Annotated in this window: 25 protein-coding genes; 15 read left to right on the forward strand and 10 right to left on the reverse strand. The window is 59.5% G+C overall.

Features of this window, described 5'->3' with window-relative positions:
* Positions 1-281 precede the first annotated feature (281 nt).
* Together tsf and rpsB are read right to left on the reverse strand one after the other, a co-directional pair.
* A complete protein-coding gene (tsf, locus tag C3938_RS00790) occupies positions 282-1,145 on the reverse strand; it encodes a translation elongation factor Ts (protein ID WP_105101387.1) in 864 nt (287 codons plus the stop codon).
* Between the two features lie 121 nt (positions 1,146-1,266).
* Positions 1,267-2,013: a 30S ribosomal protein S2 gene (gene rpsB / locus C3938_RS00795; protein ID WP_105101388.1), complete on the reverse strand. Its 747-nt coding sequence runs from the start codon at positions 2,011-2,013 to the stop codon at positions 1,267-1,269.
* A gap of 414 nt (positions 2,014-2,427) precedes the next feature.
* Between rpsB and map the strand changes: the two genes are divergently transcribed.
* From map to dapE, 7 genes are all read left to right on the forward strand, one after another.
* A complete protein-coding gene (gene map / locus C3938_RS00800) occupies positions 2,428-3,198 on the forward strand; it encodes a type I methionyl aminopeptidase (RefSeq protein ID WP_105103139.1) in 771 nt (256 codons plus the stop codon).
* A gap of 105 nt (positions 3,199-3,303) precedes the next feature.
* Positions 3,304-6,039: a [protein-PII] uridylyltransferase gene (locus C3938_RS00805; protein WP_105101389.1), complete on the forward strand. Its 2,736-nt coding sequence runs from the start codon at positions 3,304-3,306 to the stop codon at positions 6,037-6,039.
* A 45-nt stretch (positions 6,040-6,084) separates the two neighbouring features.
* Positions 6,085-7,260 (forward strand): succinyldiaminopimelate transaminase, encoded by a 1,176-nt coding sequence (gene dapC, locus C3938_RS00810; RefSeq protein ID WP_105101390.1) that lies wholly within the window; start codon positions 6,085-6,087, stop codon positions 7,258-7,260.
* A 12-nt stretch (positions 7,261-7,272) separates the two neighbouring features.
* A complete protein-coding gene (nth, locus tag C3938_RS00815; RefSeq protein ID WP_418903556.1) occupies positions 7,273-7,959 on the forward strand; it encodes an endonuclease III in 687 nt (228 codons plus the stop codon).
* A gap of 39 nt (positions 7,960-7,998) precedes the next feature.
* Positions 7,999-8,346: an ArsC family reductase gene (locus tag C3938_RS00820; RefSeq protein WP_105101392.1), complete on the forward strand. Its 348-nt coding sequence runs from the start codon at positions 7,999-8,001 to the stop codon at positions 8,344-8,346.
* 53 nt (positions 8,347-8,399) lie between these two features.
* The gene (dapD, locus tag C3938_RS00825) at positions 8,400-9,431 is read left to right on the forward strand and encodes a 2,3,4,5-tetrahydropyridine-2,6-dicarboxylate N-succinyltransferase (RefSeq protein ID WP_105101393.1); all 1,032 of its coding nucleotides are present in this window, start codon (positions 8,400-8,402) and stop codon (positions 9,429-9,431) included.
* A 435-nt stretch (positions 9,432-9,866) separates the two neighbouring features.
* Positions 9,867-10,994 carry a succinyl-diaminopimelate desuccinylase gene (gene dapE, locus C3938_RS00830; RefSeq protein WP_105101394.1) on the forward strand — a complete coding sequence of 376 codons (1,128 nt, stop codon included), beginning with the start codon at positions 9,867-9,869 and terminating at the stop codon, positions 10,992-10,994.
* 107 nt (positions 10,995-11,101) lie between these two features.
* Here the strand turns inward: dapE and C3938_RS00835 are convergent, their stop codons facing one another.
* The 3 genes from C3938_RS00835 to C3938_RS00845 all read right to left on the reverse strand — a co-directional run bounded on the left by C3938_RS00835 (position 11,102) and on the right by C3938_RS00845 (position 12,816).
* Positions 11,102-11,479, reverse strand: coding sequence for a hypothetical protein (locus C3938_RS00835; RefSeq protein WP_105101395.1), 378 nt, complete (start codon positions 11,477-11,479; stop codon positions 11,102-11,104).
* 7 nt (positions 11,480-11,486) lie between these two features.
* Entirely contained in the window at positions 11,487-12,038 is a 552-nt protein-coding gene (locus tag C3938_RS00840; protein ID WP_105103140.1) for a flavodoxin, read from the reverse strand.
* A 283-nt stretch (positions 12,039-12,321) separates the two neighbouring features.
* Positions 12,322-12,816: a Spy/CpxP family protein refolding chaperone gene (locus tag C3938_RS00845; RefSeq protein ID WP_158681510.1), complete on the reverse strand. Its 495-nt coding sequence runs from the start codon at positions 12,814-12,816 to the stop codon at positions 12,322-12,324.
* 226 nt (positions 12,817-13,042) lie between these two features.
* Between C3938_RS00845 and C3938_RS00850 the strand changes: the two genes are divergently transcribed.
* The 3 genes from C3938_RS00850 to C3938_RS00860 all read left to right on the forward strand — a co-directional run bounded on the left by C3938_RS00850 (position 13,043) and on the right by C3938_RS00860 (position 16,015).
* Positions 13,043-13,747, forward strand: a complete 705-nt coding sequence (locus C3938_RS00850) for a response regulator transcription factor (RefSeq protein WP_105101397.1) — start codon at positions 13,043-13,045, stop codon at positions 13,745-13,747.
* A 3-nt stretch (positions 13,748-13,750) separates the two neighbouring features.
* Positions 13,751-15,124: an ATP-binding protein gene (locus C3938_RS00855; RefSeq protein ID WP_105101398.1), complete on the forward strand. Its 1,374-nt coding sequence runs from the start codon at positions 13,751-13,753 to the stop codon at positions 15,122-15,124.
* A gap of 189 nt (positions 15,125-15,313) precedes the next feature.
* Complete coding sequence (locus C3938_RS00860; RefSeq protein WP_105101399.1) at positions 15,314-16,015, forward strand: SRPBCC family protein; 702 nt, start codon at positions 15,314-15,316, stop codon at positions 16,013-16,015.
* Positions 16,016-16,101: 86 nt separating this feature from the next.
* Here C3938_RS00860 and rluB read toward each other — a convergent pair whose 3' ends face one another.
* The 5 genes from rluB to C3938_RS00885 form a co-directional block, all read right to left on the reverse strand.
* Complete coding sequence (rluB, locus tag C3938_RS00865; RefSeq protein WP_233998570.1) at positions 16,102-17,109, reverse strand: 23S rRNA pseudouridine(2605) synthase RluB; 1,008 nt, start codon at positions 17,107-17,109, stop codon at positions 16,102-16,104.
* Entirely contained in the window at positions 17,106-18,053 is a 948-nt protein-coding gene (gene scpB, locus C3938_RS00870) for an SMC-Scp complex subunit ScpB (protein WP_105101400.1), read from the reverse strand. The genes rluB and scpB overlap by 4 nt, the downstream gene beginning before the upstream one ends.
* A 20-nt stretch (positions 18,054-18,073) precedes the next feature.
* Positions 18,074-19,195, reverse strand: coding sequence for a segregation and condensation protein A (locus C3938_RS00875; protein WP_418903579.1), 1,122 nt, complete (start codon positions 19,193-19,195; stop codon positions 18,074-18,076).
* Positions 19,196-19,348: 153 nt separating this feature from the next.
* The gene (locus tag C3938_RS00880; RefSeq protein ID WP_105103142.1) at positions 19,349-19,972 is read right to left on the reverse strand and encodes an L-threonylcarbamoyladenylate synthase; all 624 of its coding nucleotides are present in this window, start codon (positions 19,970-19,972) and stop codon (positions 19,349-19,351) included.
* 174 nt (positions 19,973-20,146) lie between these two features.
* Positions 20,147-21,040, reverse strand: coding sequence for a PHP domain-containing protein (locus C3938_RS00885; protein WP_105103143.1), 894 nt, complete (start codon positions 21,038-21,040; stop codon positions 20,147-20,149).
* 300 nt (positions 21,041-21,340) lie between these two features.
* Between C3938_RS00885 and C3938_RS00890 the strand changes: the two genes are divergently transcribed.
* From C3938_RS00890 to C3938_RS00910, 5 genes are all read left to right on the forward strand, one after another.
* Positions 21,341-22,117 (forward strand): VC0807 family protein, encoded by a 777-nt coding sequence (locus C3938_RS00890; protein WP_233998571.1) that lies wholly within the window; start codon positions 21,341-21,343, stop codon positions 22,115-22,117.
* 56 nt (positions 22,118-22,173) lie between these two features.
* Positions 22,174-22,473, forward strand: a complete 300-nt coding sequence (locus tag C3938_RS00895; RefSeq protein ID WP_105101401.1) for a YciI family protein — start codon at positions 22,174-22,176, stop codon at positions 22,471-22,473.
* An 84-nt stretch (positions 22,474-22,557) separates the two neighbouring features.
* The gene (locus C3938_RS00900; RefSeq protein WP_105101402.1) at positions 22,558-23,241 is read left to right on the forward strand and encodes a TIGR04211 family SH3 domain-containing protein; all 684 of its coding nucleotides are present in this window, start codon (positions 22,558-22,560) and stop codon (positions 23,239-23,241) included.
* Positions 23,242-23,402: 161 nt separating this feature from the next.
* Positions 23,403-24,026: a peptidylprolyl isomerase gene (locus tag C3938_RS00905; RefSeq protein ID WP_105101403.1), complete on the forward strand. Its 624-nt coding sequence runs from the start codon at positions 23,403-23,405 to the stop codon at positions 24,024-24,026.
* Entirely contained in the window at positions 24,023-24,778 is a 756-nt protein-coding gene (locus tag C3938_RS00910; protein WP_105101404.1) for a pyridoxine 5'-phosphate synthase, read from the forward strand. Before C3938_RS00905 ends, C3938_RS00910 begins: the two co-directional genes overlap by 4 nt.
* Positions 24,779-24,783 lie beyond the last annotated feature (5 nt).

Raw genomic sequence — 24,783 nt, forward strand, 5'->3', positions numbered from 1 at the left:
GAGACGCAAACCCCATTGCGATTCGCGCCCGCCGAACATTACAACAAATTCGGCGCTTTACCTATTGCTTTACCCCAGGCTTTGCCCCGCACACGGGTCATGGAACCTCACTTCTGGCCGCCTGGCGCGACCAATCGCTCGGTTTATGACCACCCATACGCCCTACGAAAAGTACGGCAAGCCAGATACCAGCGCGGGGTGCCCCGGTGACATTCTGACGAACACACCGGGAACACCCCGCTGGTGCCGACGACCGATTGCGGTCGCCGGCGATCAAGGCATCAGGAGCTGGATTTGACCTGCGCTGCAACTTCCGCCGCGAAGTCCACCACTTCCTTCTCGATACCTTCACCTACTTCAAAACGCACAAAGCCCAGAACATCCGCACCGGCGTCTTTGGCCAGCTTGCCAACGGTCACGTCCGGGTTCTTGACGAACGGCTGTTCCACCAGGCTGTTTTCCTTCAGGAACTTGTTGATGCGACCGCCCATCATCTTCTCGACGATCTCCGCAGGCTTGCCTTCCATATCCGGCTGCGCCTTGATGATTTCCTTCTCTTTTTCCACCACGTCGGCCGGCATATCTTCCGGCTTCACCACCTGCGGGTTGGACGCAGTGACGTGCATGGCGATATCGCGTGCGAGTTCTACGTTGCCGCCACTCAGAGCGACCAGAACCGCAAGGCGGTTGTTGGAGTGCACGTAAGCACCTACCACGGGCGCTTCTACCAGCTGGATGCGACGAACACCGATATTCTCACCAATCTTCTGTACCAGCGCTTCACGGTCAGTTTCCAGCGCGCCTTCCATCAGGGCTGCGACATCCTGCTGACGCTCAGCAAATGCCTTGTCGACAACCTTGGCCACAAAGCCCAGGAAGTTGTCATCGCGGGCAACGAAGTCGGTTTCGGAGTTCACTTCAACCAGAACACCGTAGCTGCCATCTTCGGCAACTTTGGCGGCAACAACGCCGTCAGCAGCGGTACGACCGGCTTTTTTGGCGGCCTTCAGGCCAGATGCCTTGCGCAGGTCATCGATCGCTTTTTCGATATCGCCATCCGCTTCGGTCAGTGCTTTTTTGCACTCCATCATCGGCAGACCGGTGCGCTCGCGCAGTTCTTTTACCATTGACGCGGTAATCGCCATGATTCAATCCTCGGGTTCAGATTCAAATTCTTTGATGGATTTGAAAAAAAGGGGCCGGATAAGAGGCCCCTTTTCCCTGCAGCGTAACTCAGATTTGTTACACCGCCAGTAGCCTTACGGCTTATTGCGCAGCGGCTTGATCGTCGCTGGCTTCAACGTACTCGCTCTGAGCCGCACCGTTACCCGCATTTGCGGCGCCCGCCAGTACGGCGTCGGCTACAGCGGTGGTGTACAGCTTGATCGCGCGAATCGCGTCGTCGTTACCTGGAATAACGTAGTCAACACCTTCCGGGCTGCTGTTGGTATCAACGATACCGATAACGGGAATGCCCAGCTTGTTGGCTTCCTGGATAGCAATACGCTCGTGGTCAACGTCGATCACGAACAGCGCGTCCGGCAGACCGCCCATGTCTTTGATACCACCGATAGAGCGCTCGAGTTTCTCCATCGCACGGGTACGCATCAGCGCTTCTTTCTTGGTCAGCTTCTCGAAGGTGCCGTCCTGAGACTGGGTTTCCAGATCGCGGAAACGCTTGATGGAAGCGCGGATGGTTTTGTAGTTGGTGAGCATACCACCCAGCCAGCGGTTGCTGACGTAGGGCTGACCTGAACGCTCAGCCTGTTCCTGGATGGCTTTCTGCGCAGCGCGCTTGGTACCAACGAACAGAACCTTCTTCTTCTGCGCAGCCATACCTTTGATGATCTGCAGCGCTTCATTGAAGGCCGGAACAGTGTGCTCCAGGTTGATGATATGAATCTTGTTGCGGGCGCCAAAGATGTATTGACCCATCTTCGGGTTCCAGTAGCGAGTCTGGTGACCAAAGTGGACACCAGCCTGCAGCATATCGCGCATGCTGACTTGCGGCATAATAAACCTCAATTTTCAGACGGAAGCGGCGGCATTACAGAAAATCCGACACTCCCCGGGTTGCATCCTCCATATACCCCATTCACCAATCCCCACCGACGACCGAAGTCGTGACCGTGGAGACACCCAGGCGAATGTGCCGGTATATGTGCGGCGTTGGTATGGAACCGGGCTCAAGCCGCGTATTCCAGATGTTAGTTTTCGCCAGGGACATGCCCAAAGCGGCGCGCTTTATACCACATCTGGCGCACAGCGGGAAGCGCAAACACCGCCAGAGGCCACCTTCGCCACCATGCCCTTCAGATGCCGCAGGGCGGCAATTCCGCTACAATACCGCGCCGCGACCGGCCACCTGGCGCCACGGCGCCGGATGACATACCGATCAAGCCACGAACGAGTTACCTGGAAAACTTCATGACCAACGCTGTAAAGACACCGGAACAGATTGCCAAAATGCGCACCGCGGGGCGCCTAGCCGCCGAAGTGCTGGAGATGATTGGCGAGTATGTGGTTCCCGGCGTCACCACCGAGGAGCTGGACCGTCGCTGCCATGACTACATTGTCAACGTGCAGCAGGCAATCCCCGCATGCCTCGGTTACCGCGGTTTTCCCAAGTCCATCTGCACCTCGGTCAACGAGGTCATCTGCCACGGTATCCCGTCGGAATCCAAGGTGCTGAAGAAAGGTGACATCATTAATATCGACGTAACGGTCATCAAGGATGGCTGGTACGGCGACACCTCCAAGATGTACTTCGTCGGCACCCCCGCACCCCATGCGGAACGACTGGTCAAGGTCACTCAGGAGTGTCTGTACAAAGCCATCGACATCGTGCGCCCCGGCACCACTCTCGGCGATATCGGCCACGTAATCCAGCAGCACGCGGAGAGCAACTACTACTCGGTGGTGAAGGACTTCTGCGGCCACGGCATCGGCGACGTCTTCCACGAGGACCCGCAAATCCTGCACTACGGTAAACCCGGCACCGGACAGGTGCTGGAAGAAGGCATGACCTTCACCATCGAACCCATGATCAACGCCGGCAAACCCGGCAGCCGCGTGCTGCGCGACGGCTGGACCGCCGTGACCGTAGACCGCCGCCTGTCCGCCCAATGGGAGCACACCATGGTGGTCACCGGCACCGGCGTTGAAGTCCTGACCGCGCGCACGGAGGAGTCTTTCTAAGCCCCCGCTGTTGAGGCGGTATTATCGCGCGAACATGGCCGGTAGCGGCCAGGGAAGGAACAACCGGCACAGAGATGAGCCCGTGCCGAACCGGAATCTATATAGATGAATTCCATGCAGCTGGCCCAGATCCCGCATTTTGAAAAGCCCCTGTTTTTCTTCGATCAGTCACGCTTCCGCCGCGACCTCGAAGCGGGCACCCGCCCTCGCCTGGAAATATTCCGCGACGCAGTGGGGGCCGCAAATACCCAGATGGCGCAGCGCTTTCGCGAGGGCGAAGATGTGCGCACCCTGGTTTATGAGCGTGCACTGTTCGTGGACTGCCTGCTGCACTACGCCTGGTATCAATACCAGTGGCCGCAGAATATCGCCCTGCTGGCAGTCGGTGGCTACGGCCGCGGAGAGCTGCACCCCAAATCCGATATCGACCTGCTGATTCTGAGTGACGACACACCAGACGCAGCGATGATCGACAACATCGAGCGTCTGGTGGCGTTTCTGTGGGATCTGAAGCTGGACATTGGCCACTCGGTGCGCACCATCGAACACTGTGTGGAAATGGCGGCTTCGGACATCACCGTGGCCACCAACCTGCTGGAGTGCCGCACGGTGGTGGGTAACCCCGCTCTGTGTGAGACCTTGACCGAGCGCATGACGCCGGATGCCATCTGGCCCGCCGACAAGTTCTTCCAGGCAAAGTTTGAGGAGCAGGAGGAGCGCCACCGCAAACAGCGCGGAGCCGAATACAACCTTGAGCCCAATATCAAAAATGCGCCCGGCGGCCTGCGCGACATCCAGACCATCAATTGGGTGGCCAAGCGCTATTTTCAGGTACGCACCCTGAAACAGCTCCAGGGCAAAGGTTTTTTCACCGAACAGGAGTTCGCCATCCTGCAGTCCGGTGAAGATTTTTTATGGCGGGTGCGCTATGGCCTGCACCTGCTGGCGGGCCGTCCGGAAGAGCGGCTGCTGTTCGACTATCAGCGCGAGCTGGCACGGGAGTTTGGCTACAAGGACAGCGACTCGCACCTGGCGGTCGAGCAGTTTATGCACACTTACTACCGCATTGTGATGGCGCTGCGAGAGCTGAACGATGTGCTGCTGCAGTTCCTCGACGAGGTCATCCTGCAGCGCGGCAAACACTTGCCCGTCACCACCATCAACGAGCGCTTCCAGTTGCGTGGCAACACCATCGAAGCCGCAGTCACCCGCACGTTTACCGAGAACCCCTCAGCGCTTCTGGAAATCTTTGTGCTGATGGCAAAAAACCCGGACATCCAGGGGGTGCGCGCCTCCACCATCCGTCTGATCCGCGAGCACCGCTACCTCATCGACGATCAGTTTCGCGCGGACCCGACCAATGCGCGCCTGTTCATGCAGCTGTTGCGCAGTCCCCGCGGTCTGTCCACCCAGCTTACGCGCATGACCCGCTACGGCATTCTCGGTCGCTACCTGCCAGAGTTCGGTCGTGTTACCGGGCAGATGCAGCACGACCTGTTCCATATCTACACCGTGGACGCCCACACCCTGCAGGTGGTGCGCAACATGCGCGCATTCCGCGGCGATGACGCCTGGGAAAAATTCCCGCTGGCCGCGGAAATTCTCGCGCGTATGCGCAAGCCGGAACTGCTGTATATCGCCGGCCTGTATCACGACATCGCCAAAGGCCGTGGCGGCGATCACTCCAAACTCGGTGTGATCGACGCGGAAGCCTTCTGCGTGCGCCACGGCCTCTCGGCCCGCGACACCCGACTGGTGTGCTGGCTGGTGGAAAAGCACCTGTTGATGAGTGCCGTGTCGCAGAAGCAGGACATCACCGACCCCGAAGTGGTGCATGCCTTCGCTGCCGAAGTGGGCGACCGCGAGCACCTGGACTACCTGTACGCATTGACCGTAGCCGATATCAACGCCACCAACCCGGACCTGTGGAACAGCTGGCGTGCGAGCCTGATGCGCCAGCTGTACCAGTACACCCAGCGCGCCCTGCGCCGCGGCCTGGAAAACCCCATTGACCGCGACGAAATCTATGAGGAAACCCAGGCCCAGGCACGCAACATGCTGCGAGCCATGGGACTTCCCAGTAACGCGGTGGAAGATATCTGGTGTGAAATGGGTGAGGATTATTTCGTGCGCGAGAGCGCCGACAATATCACCTGGCACACGGCTGCCATCTATCAGCTACAGAAAGATCCCAAGCGCGACGCCGACAGTGACACCCTGGTGCTCACCCGCAACTCCGGCCCCGGTGAACACGACGGCGCCACCGAAGTGTTCGTCTACACCCCGGACAGACCCAACGTGTTCGCGGCGGTGGTGACCGGCCTCGACATGCTGAACCTGAACATTCACGACGCGCGCCTGTACAGTTCCGCTGGCGGCTACACGCTGGACACTTTCTACGTACTGGATGAAAGCGGCCAGCCGTTGCTGGACGAACCCCAGCGACTGGAACAGATCCGCAAGACACTGCAGAAAGAACTGAAGCTGGTGGGTGATTACTCCAAGGTCATCAAGCGCCGCACCCCGCGTCGCCTGAAAATGTTCCACCTGTCGAGCCAGGCTCACATTTCCACCGAGCCGGAAGATACCTACAGCACCCTTGAAATCATCAGTGCCGACCGCCCCGGACTGTTGGCGCGCATTGCACGAATTTTCATTACCCACGACCTGCGCCTGCACAACGCCAAAATTTCCACACTGGGGGAACGGGTGGAGGATATCTTTCATATTACCGATGCCAACGACGAACCGCTCACGGACCCGGCGCTGATCGAACTTTTAGAACAGGCCATTTGCCAGGAACTGGATGCACACCAGGCAACTCTGCCACCGCAGCAGTAAATGACAGAGTCCGAGATAAGAACACGCGAATAAGCGGAAAAGAAGATGAATCCAAATTTGCAACAGCTGCAGCCCTATCCGTTTGCCAAACTGGCAAAACTGAAAGAGGGTTTTGAAGGACCGGCGGAGCTTGCCCATATCGCGCTGTCTATCGGCGAGCCCAAGCACACGCCACCCGCGTTCGTGCGCGACGAATTGATCGACAACCTCGACAAGCTCGCCGCCTACCCGCTCACCAAGGGAATCGACCCACTGCGGGAAACCATTGCGCAGTGGTTGTGCAGCCGCTTCCGATTACCAACGGTGTGCGCCGATACTCAGATCATTCCGGTCAATGGCACCCGAGAGGCGCTGTTCGCCTTCGCTCAGGCTGTGGTCACCCCCGGTTCTACCGTGCTGATGCCGAACCCCTTCTACCAGATCTACGAGGGGGCCGCGTTTCTCGCCGGCGCCACACCGCACTTTATCAACTGCAGCGCGGACACCGGATTCAAGCCGGACTTCAGTGCTGTACCCGAATCCGTCTGGGCGACCTGCGACCTGCTCTACCTGTGCACCCCCGGCAATCCCACCGGTGCACTGCTGAATCTCGACGATCTGAAACAACTGATTGCACTCGCAGACAAATACGATTTCATCATCGCCTCCGACGAGTGTTATTCAGAGCTTTATTTTGACGAGAGCAATCCGCCGGCCGGCCTGCTGCAAGCCTGCGCGGATCTCGGCCGCAATGATTATCACCGCTGTGTGGTCTTTCACAGTCTGTCGAAACGCTCCAATCTTCCGGGACTGCGCTCAGGCTTCGTTGCCGGTGATGGCGAGATCCTGGAAAAATTCCTGCTCTATCGCACCTACCACGGCTGCGCCATGCCGGTGCCCACCCAGTATGCGTCCATCGCAGCATGGCAGGACGAACAACACGTAAAGCAAAACCGCGCGCTGTACCGGCAGAAATTCGACGCCGTACTGGAGATACTCGACGGTTGCCTGGACGTGCAGAAGCCCGAAGCAAGCTTCTACCTCTGGCCCAGAGTAGGCGATGGCGAAACCTTTGCCCGCGAGCTGTTCCACCAGCAGCACATCACCGTCCTCCCTGGCGCCTACCTGGCTCGCGAAGCCAACGGCGTAAACCCCGGTTCGGAATACGTGCGCATGGCCCTCGTTGCCACCCTGGAAGAATGTATCGACGCGGCGCAGCGCATACGCCGCTTCTGCCTGTAGTTAGTAATCAGGATGCCTACTGTCGAACAGATGAGCGCGAGAAATCTTTTAAAACAGGAGCGGGTGGACTACATCCAGAACCGTCTGGAAGAGCTCTATCCGGAAACTCCGGTTCCACTGGATCACTTCGATGCCTATTCTCTGCTGATAGCAGTGCTGCTCTCGGCCCAGTGCACCGACGAGCGGGTAAATCAGGTGACGCCTGGACTGTGGAAACTCGCAGACAATCCTCACGATATGGCGCAGGTGCCCGTGGAGAAAATCCGCGAAGTCATTCGCCCCTGTGGCCTGTCGCCACAAAAATCAAAGGCGATACAGAAGCTTTCAGAAATATTAGTCAATCAGTACCACGGCAAAGTGCCGGAAAACATGGCTGCACTGGAAACCCTTCCGGGCGTGGGGCACAAAACCGCCAGCGTGGTGATGTCGCAGGCCTTTGGCCATCCGGCATTCCCGGTGGACACCCACATCCACCGTCTCGCCCAGCGCTGGGGTCTGACCTCCGGCAAGAATGTGGTTCAGACGGAAAAAGACCTGAAGCGCCTGTTCCCGAAAGACAAATGGAACAAATTGCATCTGCAGATCATTTTCTACGGCCGCGAATACTGCTCCGCGCGCGGCTGTGATGGCACCGTATGCGAGATCTGCACCACCTGCTATCCCGCACGCAAAAATCCCAAGAAAACGAAAAAGGCCTGATTTCAGATCGAGGCAGCAAGACGACGAACAGGAATAACCATGATTACCCTTTACGGCATCAAGAACTGCGACACCGTAAAAAAGGCCCGCAAGTGGCTGGAGCAACACCAGGTGGATTATACCTTCCACGACTTCCGCGAGGATGGCATGAACCATGTGCCACTGACGGAGTGGCTCGGCGAATTTGGCTGGGAGCAGGTACTGAATCGCCGCTCTGCCAGCTGGCGCGAGCTCAGCGACGCACAGAAAAACGGGATCGACAACACAAGTGCAGAAGTACTCGCTAACACTACGCCCACACTGATCAAACGCCCGGTATTGACCCACGGCGGTAATACCCTGTTCGGTTTCAAGGCCGACGACTACGCTGCATTCATCAAGTCATAAATGGACACGAGCGTATTACCGAATAAACACAGATTAAGGAAAAGGAAACCCACATGAGCAATCTTTACAGCATCGGCTTCGGCGTCGGCACCTGCAATGAGAAAGGTGAGTGGCTGGAAGTCTATTTTCCTCAACCGCTGTTGAGCCCCTCGGAAGAAATCGCAAAGGCAGTGACCGGAGTACTCGACATCTCCGGCGGCAATGTTGCCGTTGCCCTGGAAGAAGCCCAACTGCAACCGCTGGCCTCAGAACTGGATGCCGCCGGCGCTGGCGAACAGGCCGCCATTCTGCGCCAGTTCGCCAGTAGTCAACGCCCGCTGGTTGCCGTCGTACTGCACAGTGACGATGCACCGCAGTCGGTACCCGAGGCGTATCTGAAACTGCATCTGCTGTCACACCGCCTGGTAAAACCCCACGGCACAAAGCTGGACGGTATTTTCGGTCAGCTACCGAACGTGGCGTGGACCAACAAAGGCGCGATTGATCTCGCCGAATTGCCCGCCCGCCAGCTGGAAGCGCGTCTGAAAGGCGAACTGCTGGAAGTGGCGTGCGTGGACAAATTCCCCAAAATGACCAACTACGTAGTCCCGAAAGGTGTGCGCATCGCGCACACGGCGCGTGTGCGCCTCGGTGCCTATCTCGGCGAAGGCACCACCATCATGCATGAGGGTTTTGTGAACTTTAACGCGGGCACCGAAGGTCCGGGCATGATTGAGGGGCGCATTTCCGCCGGCGTATTCGTTGGTGCCGGTTCCGACCTGGGCGGCGGCTGCTCCACCATGGGCACCCTGTCCGGCGGCGGCAACATCGTAATCTCCCTTGGCGAAGGCTGCCTGCTCGGCGCTAACTCCGGGACAGGTATTCCATTGGGCGATCGCTGTACTGTTGAATCCGGCCTGTACATCACCTCCGGCACCAAGGTTGCCGTTTTGGATGACAAAGGCGCGGTGGTCGAGTCAGTAAAAGCGCGGGATCTGGCGGGCAAATCTGATCTGCTGTTCCGCCGCAACTCTTCTACTGGTGCGGTTGAGTGTTTGACCAACAAGAGTGCCGTTGAATTGAATGCGGAACTGCATAGCAATTAATTAAAGTTTTGAGAGCTTTTCTGCCGCGGGTCCGCTTGAAGCGGGTCCGGTGGCGGCAAATCACTGGGTGGAGTCTTTCGGAATCGCTGTGAATACATCCCTGTAAGCTCCGGCGGCGACGGTCCGGCCGCTATCGCGGCGCCTTCGGCCCTGTCGCCGACGGTTCCGAAAGGCTCCACCCAGCGCTTCGCCTAAAATCGACCTTTTGCACTTCGATTACAACAAATTGGTCGTTCTACTTAATTAATTCCGTGTGATTAATTTCAATGCGAAGGCCTGCCTGCCGGGGGCTGTTCGCGAGACCTTCTAAAACAGGGATGTTTTAGAAGAGCCCCCAGGGATGGGTTCACGGCGTGTCTCGCGAACAGCCCCCGGCAGGCAGGCCGCCACAAAACAGGAACAGTGCTCCAAGACCTCGGAGCAGGGCCAAAATAAATGACCCCAACAGTACAACTGACTTGCGACCTGATCCGTCGCCAATCCGTTACCCCCGAAGACGCAGGCTGCATGGAACTGATGCTCGAGCGCCTGGAAAAAATCGGCTTCAAAACCGAACATCTGCGCTTCGGCGATACCGACAATTTCTGGTCCGTACGCGGCGACGAAGGCCCGCTGTTTGCTTTCGCCGGCCACACCGACGTAGTACCAACCGGCCCAGCCGCCAACTGGCAAAACCCGCCATTCGAACCCAAAATCATCGACGGCATGCTCTACGGCCGCGGCGCCGCCGATATGAAAGGTTCCCTGGCCGCCATGGTCGTCGCCTGTGAGGAATTCGTCGCCGCCCACCCTGACCACAAAGGCCGCATTGCCTTCCTCATCACCAGTGACGAAGAAGGCCCGGCCAAACACGGCACCGTCAAAGTGGTCGAGTGGCTGGAAGCCCGCAATGAAAAAATCACCTGGTGCCTTGTCGGTGAACCATCAAGCACCACCCTCGCCGGCGACGTCATCAAGAATGGCCGCCGTGGTTCTCTCGGCCTCGAGCTCACCGTGTTCGGCATTCAGGGACATGTGGCCTACCCGCACCTGGCAGAAAACCCGGTGCACAAGCTCGCCCCGGCACTCGCCGAGCTGGCAGCGGAAGAGTGGGATCAGGGCAATGACTTCTTCCCGGCCACCAGCTTTCAGGTCTCCAATATCAACGGAGGCACCGGCGCCACCAACGTGATTCCCGGAGACGTCAAAGTCGTGTGCAACTGGCGCTTCTCCACCGAGACCACTGCCGAAGACCTCGAACGTCGCGCGCGCGCCATCTTTGACAAGCACGGGCTCAAATACGAAGCCGACTTCAACCTCTCCGGCCAACCCTTCCTCACCGCTGAAGGTCCGCTGGTGGAATCCGCACAAGCCGCCATTCGCAAGGTCACCGGCCGCGAAACCGAACTATCTACCGCCGGCGGAACCTCCGACGGCCGCTTTATCGCCCCCACCGGTGCACAGGTGGTAGAACTTGGGCCGGTGAATGCCACGATTCACAAAGTGGACGAGTGCGTAAAGGCAGACGACCTGGATCTGATCAAAGAAATGTACCGGGAAATCCTTGTGGGATTGTTGAAGTAGCCACGCCGAGACACTTCTGGAGCAGCTTGAGAAAAGCGGCAAACCCGCGGAATCGTGATGCAAATAAAAAACGCGGCGAAATGCCGCGTTTTTTATGGATGTTTATCTCAGTGCAACCTGCCGTGACGTGCCACCACGGTAGACGGCTCATGCACATCGTAACCGTGAGCCATCACAAAGTAGTACAGCACCTGCTCTTCTCCATCGGCCTCAGCCATCAGGTCGAAGATTACATCCTCTTTTTCACCCGGCGTGATACGCACAGAACTGACCAGGTCCGGCTCGATAAATACTTCGCCCACCAGGCGCTTTCCTTTCACCAGCTGAACCAACAGGGTATTGGCATTTTCATGGGTGAAGCGCCAGAAGAAATCGTCATCGTCATACAAAATCGAGTCCGGCGTGCCCGCACGCAGGATGCAATTGCAGTGGTCCGCAAGCCAGGGCCAGAAGTCCTGCAAAGTAAGAGTGTCGGGATGAGTCATGAGTGCATCAATCCTCCAGCAACGCGACGCTGTCGGCACCGCCGTCCAGACCGAACTCTTCAGCAATCTGCTCGCACCAGTCGTTAAGACGCGCACAGGTGAGCTCTTCCTGCTGGTCTTCGTCGATGGCAAGGCCGACAAAGAGATCCTGCCCGGGCACCTGCGCCTTGGAAGCTTCGAATTCGTAGCCCGCGGTAGGCCAATGGCCAATAATAGTGGCACCACCGGCAACGATGACGTCGTGCAACATACCCATAGCATCGAGGAAGTAGTCGCCGTAGCCGAACTGATCACCGAGACCAAACAACGCCACAGTTTTGCCGCTGAAGTCGATTTCCTTGACGTCTTCCCAGAAGTCATCCCAGTCGGACTGGATCTGGCCAAAGTCCCAGGTTGGAATGCCGAAAATCAGCTGCTCATAGCCCGCGATTTCAAGCTGAGTAACGTCGGCGATATCGTGCAGGTCCACTCGATCTTCCCCCAGGCGGGCTACGATGCGGTGGGCAATGCCTTCCGTATTGCCTTCATCACTTCCGTAAAACAGACCGATCTTGCTCACGCTCACTCCTCAACTCTCCGGGGCATTCTGTTCCGGGCTCACTGACAACAGGTCCGGAACTGGCCCGGCGGGCGGGCATTTTCCCAACATTGGGCGGGTACAGCAAGGCTGTAAAAGGCGGATACGGTAGCGAAGCGGTGGTCCACAAAAAAAAAGCCCCTGTCTGAGCAGGGGCGCCAAAGGATGGTCAGCCGGCTGTTGGGGTGGACGCCGGCCAGCCAAGGATCACTGACTGCGGGGGTGAGGAGACGGTCAGCAACCCGTACTGACCAGATAGACGCATTTACTCGTCGTTTTGCTTGTCTCTCCAGCGCTGCATGCGCTTTTCATGGCGTTCCTTGCGCTCGGACTTGAGCTCCTCCAGCTTCGCCTTCTGCTCCGGTGTCAGGATGGACTCAAACTGCTCGCGCTTTTCCTGCATGCGCTGCATTTTTTTAACTTCGAGCTGACCGAGTTTAGCGCCCAGGCTATCCAGGGTTGCCTGATCCGCTCCAGACTCGATCGCTTCGCGCAACTGCTTGTGTACTTCGCGCATGGCTTCCCGGTCAGCCTTGCGTGCCTCTTTGCCCGCTTCGCGATTGGCTTTCAACTGAGCCTTCTGGCCTTCGGTCAGATCCAGCTCATCCGCCAGATGCTCGAACATCCGCTCCTTGTCGAAACCGCCCATGTGGTGGCCACGAGGACCGTGATCACCATCGGGAAAGGCCATGACCAGCCCGGAGGTGGTCAGCGCGCTGCCGATGATCAGGCTGCCTGCGAGTGCTTTCCATTTGTTCATAACGTTCATCCTCTCGTGATGCGTGGGGCGTTACCGCCGAAAAGTTCTGTTGGGTGTTTTCCGATTCGGTAAGTGCATACTAGGCTGGCGGACTGTAAACAGGGGATAAGTGCGGTAAACATTTGTTAAGAACGGTAAAACACGCAAAACCTTGCTCCTGCGGGGCATTGTCATACGCATATAATCGCCATATACCGAAATCCGATGAATGGAAGGTGGAGCCCTAATGAGCCATATCCTGCTGGTCGACGACGACACCGAACTCACCGAACTGCTGGAGGAGTTCCTGCGGGGAGAGGGATTTGATGTAACCGTCGCCAACGATGGCGGTCGCGGTCTCGAACTCGCCCGCAGCCACTCGTTCGACGCACTCGTTCTGGATGTGATGCTGCCGATCCACAATGGTTTTGATGTTCTGCGCAAGCTGCGTGAGGATGCCACCAACCCCGGCCACACACTTCCGGTGGTCATGCTCACGGCAAAGGGCGACACGGTAGATCGTATCGTGGGCCTGGAAATGGGGGCCGATGACTATCTGCCCAAGCCCTGTAACCCGCGCGAGCTGGCGGCGAGACTGCGCGCGATACTTCGCCGCGGCCGGTCTGAAACGAGCGGCCCGGACGATAACCTCAGCAGTGGCGCGCTACGCCTGCTGCCCCGAGAGCATTTGTGTCTGTGGTCGGAACAGCCTGTCAATCTCACCGGTGCGGAATTTTCAGTACTCAGGGTTCTGGTGGAGCACGCCGGCGAGGTCGTCAGCAAAGAAGTACTTACCGAGCAGGCGCTCGGCCGCAAGCTCATGCCCTACGACCGATCCATTGACGTGCATGTCAGCAACATTCGCAAAAAACTGGCGGAACAGGGGGCCAGCCGCGAGCTGATCATCAACATCCGCGGCGCGGGTTATATGCTCACTGGTGGGCAGGGCTGACCTATGAACAGCCTTTTTGGACGCGTGTTTCTCGGTGCGTGGCTCACCGCCGTGGTCATGGTGCTGGCGGCGGTGTACATAACCCATATCCGGGAGTTTGGAGACCCCAGCAGGAAAGACCGCTGGGAGGGCCCCCCGCTGTTCGAGCAGATCGCGCACAATTTACGTATCGCGCGCCGCAGCGGTTCGGATCACTTCGTCCACTGGCTGGAAGAACAACCGGAAGACGTCCGCCGGCGGATTTACGCCATCGACAGGTACGGTACGGAGGTGCTCGGGCGCCCCATACCCCAGTCCATGGCGCCGCTGTTCGAAGCGCTCAATTTTCGCAACCGCGAAGAGCCGGGGATGGTGGACAAGAAGCCGAGCATCGGCTTTTTCGTGCCCATACGCGGCGGTGAGAACCTGCGGGTGGTATTCATCGCCGGCAAGAGCAAGAGTGAACTGCTGCTGCGTTTCATACTGCGCAGCTTCTGGCCGATTCTGGTGCTGACCTCTCTGGCATCGGGCCTCGCCTGTTATCTGCTCGCGCGCTACCTGAGCAAGCCGCTCGACAATCTGCGCACCGCCACCCGGCGGGTTGCAGCGGGTGATCTCAGTTACCGGGTAACACCGACGCTGGGCAGCCACAGCCGTGAACTCGGCGAGCTGGCGGCCGACTTCGACTCCATGACCGCACAACTCCAGGAATCCATGGCGGAACAGCGCCGTCTGATCAAGGATGTCTCCCACGAACTGCGCTCACCGCTGGCACGCCTGCAGATAGCCCTGGGTATCGCGCGACAGAAGAATGTACAGGCGCTCGATCCGGAACTCGACAAAATCGGCAAGGCGGCCGACTACCTGGAAGATATCATTGGCGACATTCTGTCGCTGCCGGTCAGTGGCAGCGATGAGCGCACGCTGGACGACGTGGTGGAACTCAACAGCCTGCTCACCGCGCTGACCGAAGACCTGAAAGACGAGGCGGAGAACAACCGGGTCTGCTTCGATATGCGCCGTGTGGAGACCGAAATGCTGGTAGCCACCCGCGGCAGCTCATTGACTGCGGCGCTGGAGAACATTCTGCGCAACGCCATCAAGTACAGCACAGAGGGAGGACGCATTTCGGTGACGACCGGGCAGGAAGGTGACTGTGGCCAGATTCAGGTTACCGACAGTGGCAACGGTGTACCCGAGACAGAGTTGGAAGCCATTTTTCGCCCATTCTATCGTACCGACGAAGCCCGCAGCCGGGAGAGCGGTGGCTTCGGTCTCGGTCTCGCCATCGCCCAGCGCACTGTGGCCCAACACGGTGGCAGCATTAAGGCCTTCAACGCCCCGGGCGCGGGACTCTCGGTGCGCATCACCCTGCCGCTTCTGGATACCAGTTTCTAAGCAGGCGGGGAATCTGGTCCCCCAAATACGCCCACTGGCGAACCCTGGTGCCAGACAGTACACTCGATGGCGATATAAAACACGGCGCCGGGCCAGCGGGTCCGGCCATTCCGCTTTGGCAGCTTTGCGCACCAGAAGCGCCAACTGGCGGATCTGAACATATGGGCAATACCTAGGGGGACACACGCCATGCGCTGGATACTGTACATTCTGGTTTTTCTCGCCCTGCTGGTTCTCGCCGGCTTCCTCTTTCCGCGCGTAGCTACCACCGAGCGCAGCGTCTACATCACCAAGCCCCCGGAGGTGGTTTTTCCCTACCTCAACAACTTCCGCAACTTCAATCAGTGGTCCCCCTGGTACCAGATTGATCCGGATACCGAATACACTTATGAGGGTTTCCCGGAGGGCATTGGCGCAGTAATGAAATGGCAGAGCGACAACCCCAGCGTGGGCACAGGCTCGCAGACCATTACTGCCAGTGAACCCTATTCCCACATCGCCATGGACCTGGATTTCGGCGCCCAGGGCCAGGCCAAATCCGGATTCCAGCTGCAGTCGCAGGGCAGCGGCACCAACGTGACCTGGACGTTTTCTTCGGACATGGGAGGCAGCCCCATTGCCCGCTGGATGGGATTGATGGTGTCCAAAATGGTGGGCAAGTCCTACGAAGAAGGACTGCAGAAACTGAAAACCGTAGTCGAATCCCAAGACAATCCCGCGGGGTCTGCCGCACCTGACGCTAACAACGCAACGCCCGCAGGCCCTGGTGCCATTGAGCCAGGGGAGATAGACCCGGGCATGGAGAACGAAATCATCGAGGACGATGAAATCGACGAACCGGATAGCGATGGCGACGCGCTGGAAGAGTTCGAGCGGGAAGAACAGCCCTGAGCATGACCACACACTACTGACGCACTACTACAGAAAAGGCAGCCGAGGCTGCCTTTTCCATTCATGGCGGGCTTACTGCTCGCCGATTACTTGTGCGAACCGGGCCCCTGTCGCGAGCGCCCACTCGCATTCCGAGCACCACTTTTGGAGGGAGTACCGCCCTTTTGCGGGCCCTTTTTGCCTGGAGTGCTTTTGGCGGCCACACTTTTGCCCGCCGCGGGACCACCTGCCACCGGCTTCGCCGGCGCGCGCAGGGGCGCGGCGGCTGGCGCTTTGCGCAGTTTACGACGCTGTCGCTGCAGGTTTTCTTTTTCGGCCTGGGTCAGCGGCCGCTGGCCCAGCTTCGGCAATCCGGCAGTGATGCACAGATCGTCGATCTCCCTGGGTTCCATTTCGATCCACTGCCCCACGCGCACATGGGACGGGATAAACACACTGCCGTAGCGCACGCGCTTCAGGCGGCTTACACGCACCCCCTGGGACTCCCACAAACGGCGCACTTCGCGATTGCGACCTTCCATCACCACGCAGTAGAACCAGCGGTTACTGCCCTCGCCACCACTCTCAACGATATCGGTAAAACGAGCTTCGCCATCATCCAATTGCACGCCTTTTACCAGGCGCTTCTTCATTTCGTCATCCACCTGGCCCTGGATACGCACCAGATACTCTCGGTCGATGACTGAGGAGGGGTGCATCAGCTTGTTGGCCAACTCGCCGCTGTTGGTGAACAACAGCAGGCCACTGGTGTTGAAATCCAGTCGGCCGACAGAAATCCAGCGGCCACTGCCGAGGCGCGGCAGGCGGTCGTAGACCGTGGGACGCCCTTCCGGGTCGTGGCGGGAACAGATTTCACCAATGGGCTTGTTATACAGAATGACTCGCAGGCGGTTTTCATCACCGCCAGCAATGCGCTTGCCGTCGAATTCCACGCGGTCGTCGTCGGTTACCCGCTCGCCCAGTCCGGCCACTTCACCGTTGACGGTGACGCGACCCGCTTCGATCGCTCGCTCCATTTCACGGCGCGAACCGAGGCCCGCCCGGGCCAGTACTTTTTGCAGTTTTTCGCCCGCTGGCGCTGCGTCTTGACTCATGTATTGAGATTTTCCGGGAATTTGTTGTCATCTTCATCCAGCTCTTCTGCCGCTGAATGGTCGTGGGTTACCGGTGCATCAGCACCGGTCTCAAGGTCGGTTTCACCCCCGTCGCTCGGCGGTTCGGCGTCGTCCGTTGCCGTTTCCGGGGTTTCGGTTTCTTCAGCGTAGCGTTCCGCCGCTGTATCGACCTCTGCTTCTATTTCAGCCTCTGCCAGATCGCCCTCTGTCGACAGAGTGTCCTGCTGAATCTCCCCTGCGGCGCCGGTTTCAATTCCGGTTTCCGCCAGGCTCTCGATATCCTCACTAGCAATATCGTCACCGGCAGCATCATTACCGGCGTCCTCCTCACGCTCACCACCATCGGCGCCGCTGGCATCGATGCCTAGGTCCAGAACCGCATTCAGGCTGTCGATATCACGGATTTCCGCCAGGGTGGGCAGGTCGTCCAGACTCTTCAGATTGAAGTAATCGAGAAATTCACGGGTGGTGGCATAGAGCGAGGGTTTGCCAGGCACGTCCCGCTGTCCAACGACCTTGATCCAGCCGCGATCGGCGAGACTGCGCACGATCTGGGAACTGACCGCCACACCGCGGATCTCCTCGATATCACCACGGGTGATCGGCTGGCGATAGGCGATGATGGCGAGGGTTTCCAGCGTGGCGCGGGAGTAACGCTGCGGTTTCTCTTCCCACAGTTTGTTGACCCAGGGAGCCAGGTCTTCCGGTACCTGGAAACGCCAGCCACTGGCGACCTGGCGCAGCTCGTAACCACGCCCTTCACAGCGCTGGCCGATCTGCTCCAGCGCCTCCCGCAGTTGTGCGCGCTCAGGCTGTTCGTCTTCCTCAAACAGGGCCAGCAGGCGGTCTTCCGACATCGGCTGGGCCGCCGCCAGCAGCGCGCCTTCCACGATCCGGCAGAGTAATTCCGGGGTAATGCTCATGGTCTGGTGTTCACTCGCTATCAGCTGAACAGCGACGGCGTTGGCGCCGCGTCTGTTTCTTCAATGGATTCTTCGCCGGTGGCATCGCGATCCGCAATATCCCGCACAACCTCCGATGATTCGGCTCCAGGTGACTCAAAGGCCCCCTCTCCGGTCGCTGCCGGCGATTCCTCCTCCGAGAACGCCTCTCGCGCGTCAGCAGTGCCGAGATCCGCGTCTTGGCCGAAGTCATCCCGATCCAGGTCATCGTCGTCGGAAGGTCGCTGCACCTCGCCACGGGAGCGCACATGAATCGCGCCAAACGCCTCGTTCTGCACCAGTTCCACCAGGGATTCCTTCACCAGTTCCATCACCGCGAGGAAGGTGACCACGACACCCAGGCGACCTTCCTCGGCGCGAAACAGCGCTACAAAGGGCACAAACTGGCGGTGGCGGATTTTATCCAGCACCTGGGTCATACGTTCACGGGTGGAGAGCTTTTCCCGCTCCACCTGATGGCTCTCGAACATGTCCGCGCGACGCAGTACTTCGGACAGGGCCAGCAGCACTTCCTTCAGGTCTACTTCCGGCTCCGGGCGCGTGAGCTTGCGATCGGGGCCCGCGGCACTGGCCTGATGGGTGTCGCGCCCCATGCGCGGCAGCTCGTCCATATCTTCTGCGGCAGTCTTGAAGCGTTCGTACTCCTGCAGGCGGCGGATCAACGCAGCGCGGGGGTCTTCCCCCTCCTCTTCCTCCGCTTCCGGCGGGCGCGGCAGCAACATGCGGGATTTGATCTCCGCCAGCATGGCGGCCATCACCAGATATTCCGCCGCGAGCTCAAAGCGCATGGCGGTCATCATTTCCACGTAGGACATGTACTGGCGGGTGATGTCCGCCACATTGATCTCGAGGATATCGAGGTTCTGGCGGCGGATCAGATACAGCAGCAGGTCCAGCGGGCCCTCGAAGGCTTCGAGAATGACTTCGAGCGCATCCGGCGGGATATACAGGTCACTGGGCAGATCGGTGAACGCCTTGCCGGCGACCATGGCGAAGGGCATTTCCCCCTGGCGCGGGCCGGCAGCCGGCTCGGTGTCAGAGATTTGCGCAGCGGCATCGTCAGCCGCCGGTTCCTCCTCCAGCACCTCAACCGAATAGGTCAGCTCCGCCCCGGGATCAGCGTGCAAATCAGCGCCGGCCGCTGCGGACTTCTCCACTTCAGCCTCGCCGGGCGCGATACCGGTTGCTTCTTCTATGTCGTCACTGGACACACTGCAGTCCTAAGCCAAAACCAAACGGGCGATTATACATCAGGGTCAGCCGAGAATTTCATCAATTGCACCACAGCCCTGACGCACCAGTACCGGCTCGTCGCCAGTCAGGTCCACGACCGTGGTGGCCTCAAGGCCGCAGAAACCGCCATCGATCACCAACTCCACCTGGTGCTCCAGTGTGTCACGGATGTCGTAGGGGTCGGTCAGGGGCTGATCTTCGCCGGGCATGATCAGGCTGCAACTCATCAGCGGCTCACCGATGGCACTGATGAGCGCCTGTACGATGGCGTTGTCCGGCACCCGCAGGCCAATGGTCTTGCGCTTGGCATGGGCCAGTCGCCGCGGCACTTCGGAAGTGGCGGGCATGATAAAGGTGTAGGGGCCTGGCGTGTGGTTCTTCAGCAGGCGGAACATCTGGTTGTCCACCTTGGCGTAGCTCGCGAGCTCCGACAGGTCCCGGCACATCAGGGTAAAGTTGTGGTCCTTGTCCAGCTGACGCAGGGCGCGAATACGCTCCACCGCCACTTTCTCCCCCAAGCGGCAACCGATGGCGTAAGCGGAGTCGGTAGGAAAGACGATCACGCCGCCGGCCGCGACGATCTCCGCGGCCTGACTGATCAGACGCGCCTGCGGATTATCCGGATGAATCTGGAAGAACTGCGCCACTCTCATACCCCCTAGACGGAAAATATCATTGATCTGAAGTGGCGCCAGTTTGCCATAAACCCCTCTGCCAAGCAGCCGCCCATGGGGCTATCGCCGGGGCCGTTCCATACATCCGCGGCCAATCGCGGCGCGTTCAGCCCATGGCCGAACGCACGTTGGCACAGCGAGTGTTCGCTAACCGCGCCAAAGTGCCCAGACAGGCTCGACGTCCGCCGGCAGGTGTACACTGCCGAGCTCACGCCAGGGTTGGTCCGGCTGATGAAAGTCGCTGCCGAGGGATGCCCGCAGCGCTCGACCGCCGCTCCGCGACGCGCTGACCCTTTCCAGCAGCGCTAGAATTTCGCGGGTCTGCACCGGGTTTTGCTGCCCGCACACCACCTCCACCGCATCGCCGCCCGCCTCCTGAAACTCCCCCAACAGGGACTGCAGGCGCATGCGGGTAAGTCCGTACTTGAGGGGGTGGGCCAGCACCGCGGCGCCGCCCGCCGCGTGAATGCTGGCCACGGTTGTACCCATGTCCGGCCAGTCCACCGACACATCGCCGGTCTTGCCCGCACCGAGGTAGCGCTTGAACGCCTTGGCTTCGTCCGGCAAATACCCGGCCTCCACCAGCCACCGGGCAAAGTGCGGGCGACCGATCACCCCTTCTCCCGCGTGCTGGCGCGCCCCGGCCATTGCGCCGGAAAAACCGCGTTTTTCCAGCCGGGCGGCGATTTCCAGGGCGCGCGCATCACGCAACCTGCCCCGTTCGGCAATGGCGCCACCAATTGCGGCGGACTCCGGATCTACATTGAGCCCGACGACATGCACAACCTGGCGTCCCCAGCGGGCCGTGAGCTCGATGCCGGGCAGCAGAAAAATGCCCGCCTTCTCTGCAGCGTCCCGCGCCTGCGCGTATCCGGCGACAGTGTCGTGGTCGGTGAGCGCCAACAGCGTCACACCCGCCGATTTCGCCCTCGACACCAGCGCTTCAGGGCTTAAAATACCGTCCGACGCGGTACTGTGGCAGTGGAGGTCTATCTGGCCATTTACTGCCTCGTCGGCCAGACGGAGTCGCGATTGCGGCATGTCAGGGTCCATACTCAGAATTCATTGTTGGTTACCTGCGGATTCGAAAACCGCGTTCTGGGAAATGCGCGATTCATGGAACATTTACCCTGCAAGTCCACCCGTGCCGCCCGGCGTGCACGGCGGAACTGAGGGAACTGTCGCGAGAAACGGCTGTCTCACGGTCGTAATTGCGATCTCGGCAGCCTGACGCGCCGGACCGGCTCACCGGTTTCAGGGATAAGCCCCCGCGAGCGGGGAACCACTATCGCCACTGACAGCTGTATCGTCAGCCAGCGGGCATTATCACCGGAACAAACGATGACTGATACCAAGCACAGCCATACCAGCCCGTCGCAGCAGACCTCAGTGGTTGCCGACCGGAATGCCGAGACCACGGGGAACTCGCAGACCAAGCCACAGAAAGAGAGTCTGCTTGCCAATATTCTGCTGAATATCGTCATTCCCACCGTCATTCTGACCAAACTTTCCGGGGATAACTGGCTCGGCACCAAATGGGCCATTGTGGTCGCACTGGCGTTTCCACTGCTCTACGGCCTGCGCGATCTGCAGCGCTCCGGAAAAGTGAACTTTTTCTCCGCTCTCGGCATCATCAGTATCCTGCTCACGGGCAGCATGAGCCTGCTGGAGCTTGAGGCCAAATACATCGCCATCAAGGAGGCCGCCATTCCGGGCCTGCTGGGCATCGCCACCATCGTCAGCCTGTACACCCGCTGGCCACTGGTGCGCACCCTCGTCTACAACGACCGCATTCTCGATACCGCCAAAATTGCCCGCAGTCTCGTCTCCCGCGGTACCGAGACCGCCTTCGACCGTACGCTGCAGCAGGCCTCGTGGATGATCGCCGGTTCCTTTTTCCTGTCTTCGGCACTGAATTACATTCTCGCGGAAGTACTGCTGAAAAGCCCCCCCGGGACCGAGGCGTTCAATGAAGAACTGGGCAAGATGACCGCGCTCAGCTTCCCGATTATTGCGCTGCCCGCCACCGCCATCCTGATGCTGGTGTTGGTGTTTCTGTTTCGCCGAATTGGCAAACTGACCGGACTGACGCTGGAAGAAATTCTGGTCCAGCAATAATTGCGACTAAAGAAATCAAATACATAAAAACCGTACACAGGAAACAGAATCTGCCTATGTGGTATGCCATCATCAGCCAGGACGTTGAAAACAGCCTCCCGCTGCGCCAGTCAGTGCGCCCGCAACATATCGCGCGTCTCAATGATCTGAAGGATCAAGGTCGCCTGCTGATCGCCGGCCCACATCCGGCCATCGACAGCGAGGATCCCGGTGAAGCGGGTTTTACCGGCAGCCTGGTCGTCGCTGAATTCCCGTCCCTGGACGAGGCCAAAGCCTGGGCGGACGCCGACCCGTACATGGCCGCCGGCGTGTACGCCGCGGTGACGGTCAAGCCCTACAAACTGGTTTTGCCCTGAACCGCGGGCGACGCCGTCTTGCCGTCACCTGCCCATTGCTTTACCGCCACGACAACAATTATTCGACCCGATTTACCTCTGACCATGAACAAACTCCGCAACATCTTCGCCGCCACCCTGATTGCGCTGGGCGCCAGTCACACCCAGGCCATCAGCTCCGACCGCTACATCACCGACGAGCTGCACGTGCCTATGCGCTCCGGCCAGGGCAATGAATTCCGCATCCTTCACCGCGGACTGCCAAGCGGTACCAAACTGACCCTGCTGGAAGATTCTCCAGACACCGGCTGGGCCAAAGTGCGCACACCCGGCGGAGAAGAGGGCTGGGTACGCCGCCAGTATCTGGAAAGCGAGCCGGTGGCGAAAATCAAACTGGCCCAGGCGGAAGCGCGCCTGAACCACGTGGAAAGTATGCAGGGGGATCTCGGTGGCGAAGTGCGTCGCCTTGAAGAGGCGAACGGCAAATTGACGGCCGAGCTGCAGACCGCACTGGAGCGCGCCGATACGCTGGCTCGCGAACTGAAAGAATTGAAGTCCCTGTCGTCGGATGCAGTGGCACTCAACCAGCGCCATCAAAAATTGCTCAACCAACACGAGTTACTAAAGCAGCAGCAGACCATGGACAAGGCGGAAATCCAGCGCCTTGCCAGCAGCGAAACCCGCAAGTGGTACATGTATGGGGCCCTTTCTGTGTTCCTGGGCGCTTTCCTGGCGATGATCGCTCCGCACTTCCGCCCGCGCAAACGGCGCTCCGAATGGGCCAACTGATTTCAACTTTACGGCCTGTGTTTCCGTCACTATGAGCAGCGGTTAGAATTCCCGAACCGGCTCACAAGGCCCGGTCAACGACCGGGCCTTTCTGTTTTGGCGGTCAAGGACTGCCGATACAGGAATGCGTCCAAAAAAATATTCAAACAGGGATTACCGATATGAAACGCCTGTCGCTGTTCAAATCACTTGCCGCCGCACTGGTGCTCTGCCTGCCAAGCTTGGCCTCCGCTCTCAGCGAAAACCCGCGGGTGGTACTGGAGACTGACCTGGGTAACGTGGAGCTGGTGCTATATGCGGACAAGGCGCCGAAAACCGTAGAAAATTTTCTCGCCTATGTGGACAGCGGTTTTTACAACGGCACGATCTTCCACCGCGTCATCCCCGGCTTTATGGCCCAGGGGGGCGGTTACACCTTCGACTTCCAGGAAAAAACCACCCGGGACCCCGTCGTGAACGAATCCGCCAATGGCGTTTCCAACGCACGCGGCACCATCGCCATGGCACGCACCAGCGATCCCGACAGTGCCACCGCCCAGTTCTTCATCAACCTGGTGGATAACAGCCGCCTCGACGGCAGCACCGACAAGGCCGGCTACACCGTCTTCGGCAAGGTACTGCTGGGCATGAGCGTGGTGCAGCAGATCGCCGCCGAGCCCCGCGGCCAGTACGCGAGCTTCCCCGACGCGCCCAATACTCCAGTGCGTATACTGAAAGCCAGACGCGCCGACAGCGCCAGTGATTCCAGCTCGGCAACCGCCCCCATCGGAGACAGCAGCCAGTGATTGCTCTCAGCGTCAATCTCAACAAGATCGCCCTGATCCGCAATTCCCGCGAAGGCAACTACCCGGATGTCGTCGCCCACGGCCGCACCTGCCTGGATGCCGGCGCTCACGGCATTACCGTGCACCCCCGCCCGGACCAGCGACACATCCGCCCTCAGGATGTGCGCGACCTCGCCACACTGTGCGCCAGCCGCAATGTTGAATTCAACGTGGAGGGCAACCCCTTCGCCGGCGCCATGGGAAGCTACCCGGGCCTGCTACCACTGGTGCTGGAAACCCGCCCGCAGCAGTGTACTCTGGTTCCCGACAGCAACGACCAGCTCACCTCGGACCACGGTTTTGACCTGAACAAGGACGGCACGCGCCTGGAGCCGATCATTCGCCAGCTGCGCGACGCGGGTGTTCGCGTCAGCCTGTTTATGGATCCGGACAAAACCCAGATCGGCCTTGCCAGCGACGTCGGTGCGGACCGCATCGAACTCTACACCGGCCCCTATGCCGAAGCGGTAAGCAATCAGAGCCCGCAGCTGGAAAGCATTTTTGCCGCCCATTGCGCCGCCGCCGAACACGCGTTGCACCTGGGGCTGGGCGTGAACGCCGGGCACGATCTCAATCTGATCAACCTCCCCCGCTACCGCACGCTGCCCGGCCTGCAGGAGGTGTCCATCGGCCACGCGCTGACGGTGGACGCCATCAGCATGGGGATGGCCAACGCAGTGGCGGCCTACGTCAACTGCCTGGCAGGCAAGTAGCCCCC

The organism is Microbulbifer pacificus (assembly GCF_002959965.1).
GTDB lineage: Bacteria > Pseudomonadota > Gammaproteobacteria > Pseudomonadales > Cellvibrionaceae > Microbulbifer > Microbulbifer pacificus_A.

What these genes read in the sequence shown, in the direction of transcription:
- tsf (WP_105101387.1), bottom strand. Translation starts at nt 1,145, where the DNA reads ATGGCGATTACCGCGTCAATGGTAAAAGAACTGCGCGAGCGCACCGGT.
- rpsB (WP_105101388.1), bottom strand. Translation starts at nt 2,013, where the DNA reads ATGCCGCAAGTCAGCATGCGCGATATGCTGCAGGCTGGTGTCCACTTT.
- map (WP_105103139.1), top strand. Translation starts at nt 2,428, where the DNA reads ATGACCAACGCTGTAAAGACACCGGAACAGATTGCCAAAATGCGCACC.
- C3938_RS00805 (WP_105101389.1), top strand. Translation starts at nt 3,304, where the DNA reads ATGAATTCCATGCAGCTGGCCCAGATCCCGCATTTTGAAAAGCCCCTG.
- dapC (WP_105101390.1), top strand. Translation starts at nt 6,085, where the DNA reads ATGAATCCAAATTTGCAACAGCTGCAGCCCTATCCGTTTGCCAAACTG.
- nth (WP_418903556.1), top strand. Translation starts at nt 7,273, where the DNA reads ATGCCTACTGTCGAACAGATGAGCGCGAGAAATCTTTTAAAACAGGAG.
- C3938_RS00820 (WP_105101392.1), top strand. Translation starts at nt 7,999, where the DNA reads ATGATTACCCTTTACGGCATCAAGAACTGCGACACCGTAAAAAAGGCC.
- dapD (WP_105101393.1), top strand. Translation starts at nt 8,400, where the DNA reads ATGAGCAATCTTTACAGCATCGGCTTCGGCGTCGGCACCTGCAATGAG.
- dapE (WP_105101394.1), top strand. Translation starts at nt 9,867, where the DNA reads ATGACCCCAACAGTACAACTGACTTGCGACCTGATCCGTCGCCAATCC.
- C3938_RS00835 (WP_105101395.1), bottom strand. Translation starts at nt 11,479, where the DNA reads ATGACTCATCCCGACACTCTTACTTTGCAGGACTTCTGGCCCTGGCTT.
- C3938_RS00845 (WP_158681510.1), bottom strand. Translation starts at nt 12,816, where the DNA reads ATGAACAAATGGAAAGCACTCGCAGGCAGCCTGATCATCGGCAGCGCG.
- C3938_RS00850 (WP_105101397.1), top strand. Translation starts at nt 13,043, where the DNA reads ATGAGCCATATCCTGCTGGTCGACGACGACACCGAACTCACCGAACTG.
- C3938_RS00855 (WP_105101398.1), top strand. Translation starts at nt 13,751, where the DNA reads ATGAACAGCCTTTTTGGACGCGTGTTTCTCGGTGCGTGGCTCACCGCC.
- C3938_RS00860 (WP_105101399.1), top strand. Translation starts at nt 15,314, where the DNA reads ATGCGCTGGATACTGTACATTCTGGTTTTTCTCGCCCTGCTGGTTCTC.
- rluB (WP_233998570.1), bottom strand. Translation starts at nt 17,109, where the DNA reads ATGAGTCAAGACGCAGCGCCAGCGGGCGAAAAACTGCAAAAAGTACTG.
- scpB (WP_105101400.1), bottom strand. Translation starts at nt 18,053, where the DNA reads ATGAGCATTACCCCGGAATTACTCTGCCGGATCGTGGAAGGCGCGCTG.
- C3938_RS00885 (WP_105103143.1), bottom strand. Translation starts at nt 21,040, where the DNA reads ATGCCGCAATCGCGACTCCGTCTGGCCGACGAGGCAGTAAATGGCCAG.
- C3938_RS00890 (WP_233998571.1), top strand. Translation starts at nt 21,341, where the DNA reads ATGACTGATACCAAGCACAGCCATACCAGCCCGTCGCAGCAGACCTCA.
- C3938_RS00895 (WP_105101401.1), top strand. Translation starts at nt 22,174, where the DNA reads ATGTGGTATGCCATCATCAGCCAGGACGTTGAAAACAGCCTCCCGCTG.
- C3938_RS00900 (WP_105101402.1), top strand. Translation starts at nt 22,558, where the DNA reads ATGAACAAACTCCGCAACATCTTCGCCGCCACCCTGATTGCGCTGGGC.
- C3938_RS00905 (WP_105101403.1), top strand. Translation starts at nt 23,403, where the DNA reads ATGAAACGCCTGTCGCTGTTCAAATCACTTGCCGCCGCACTGGTGCTC.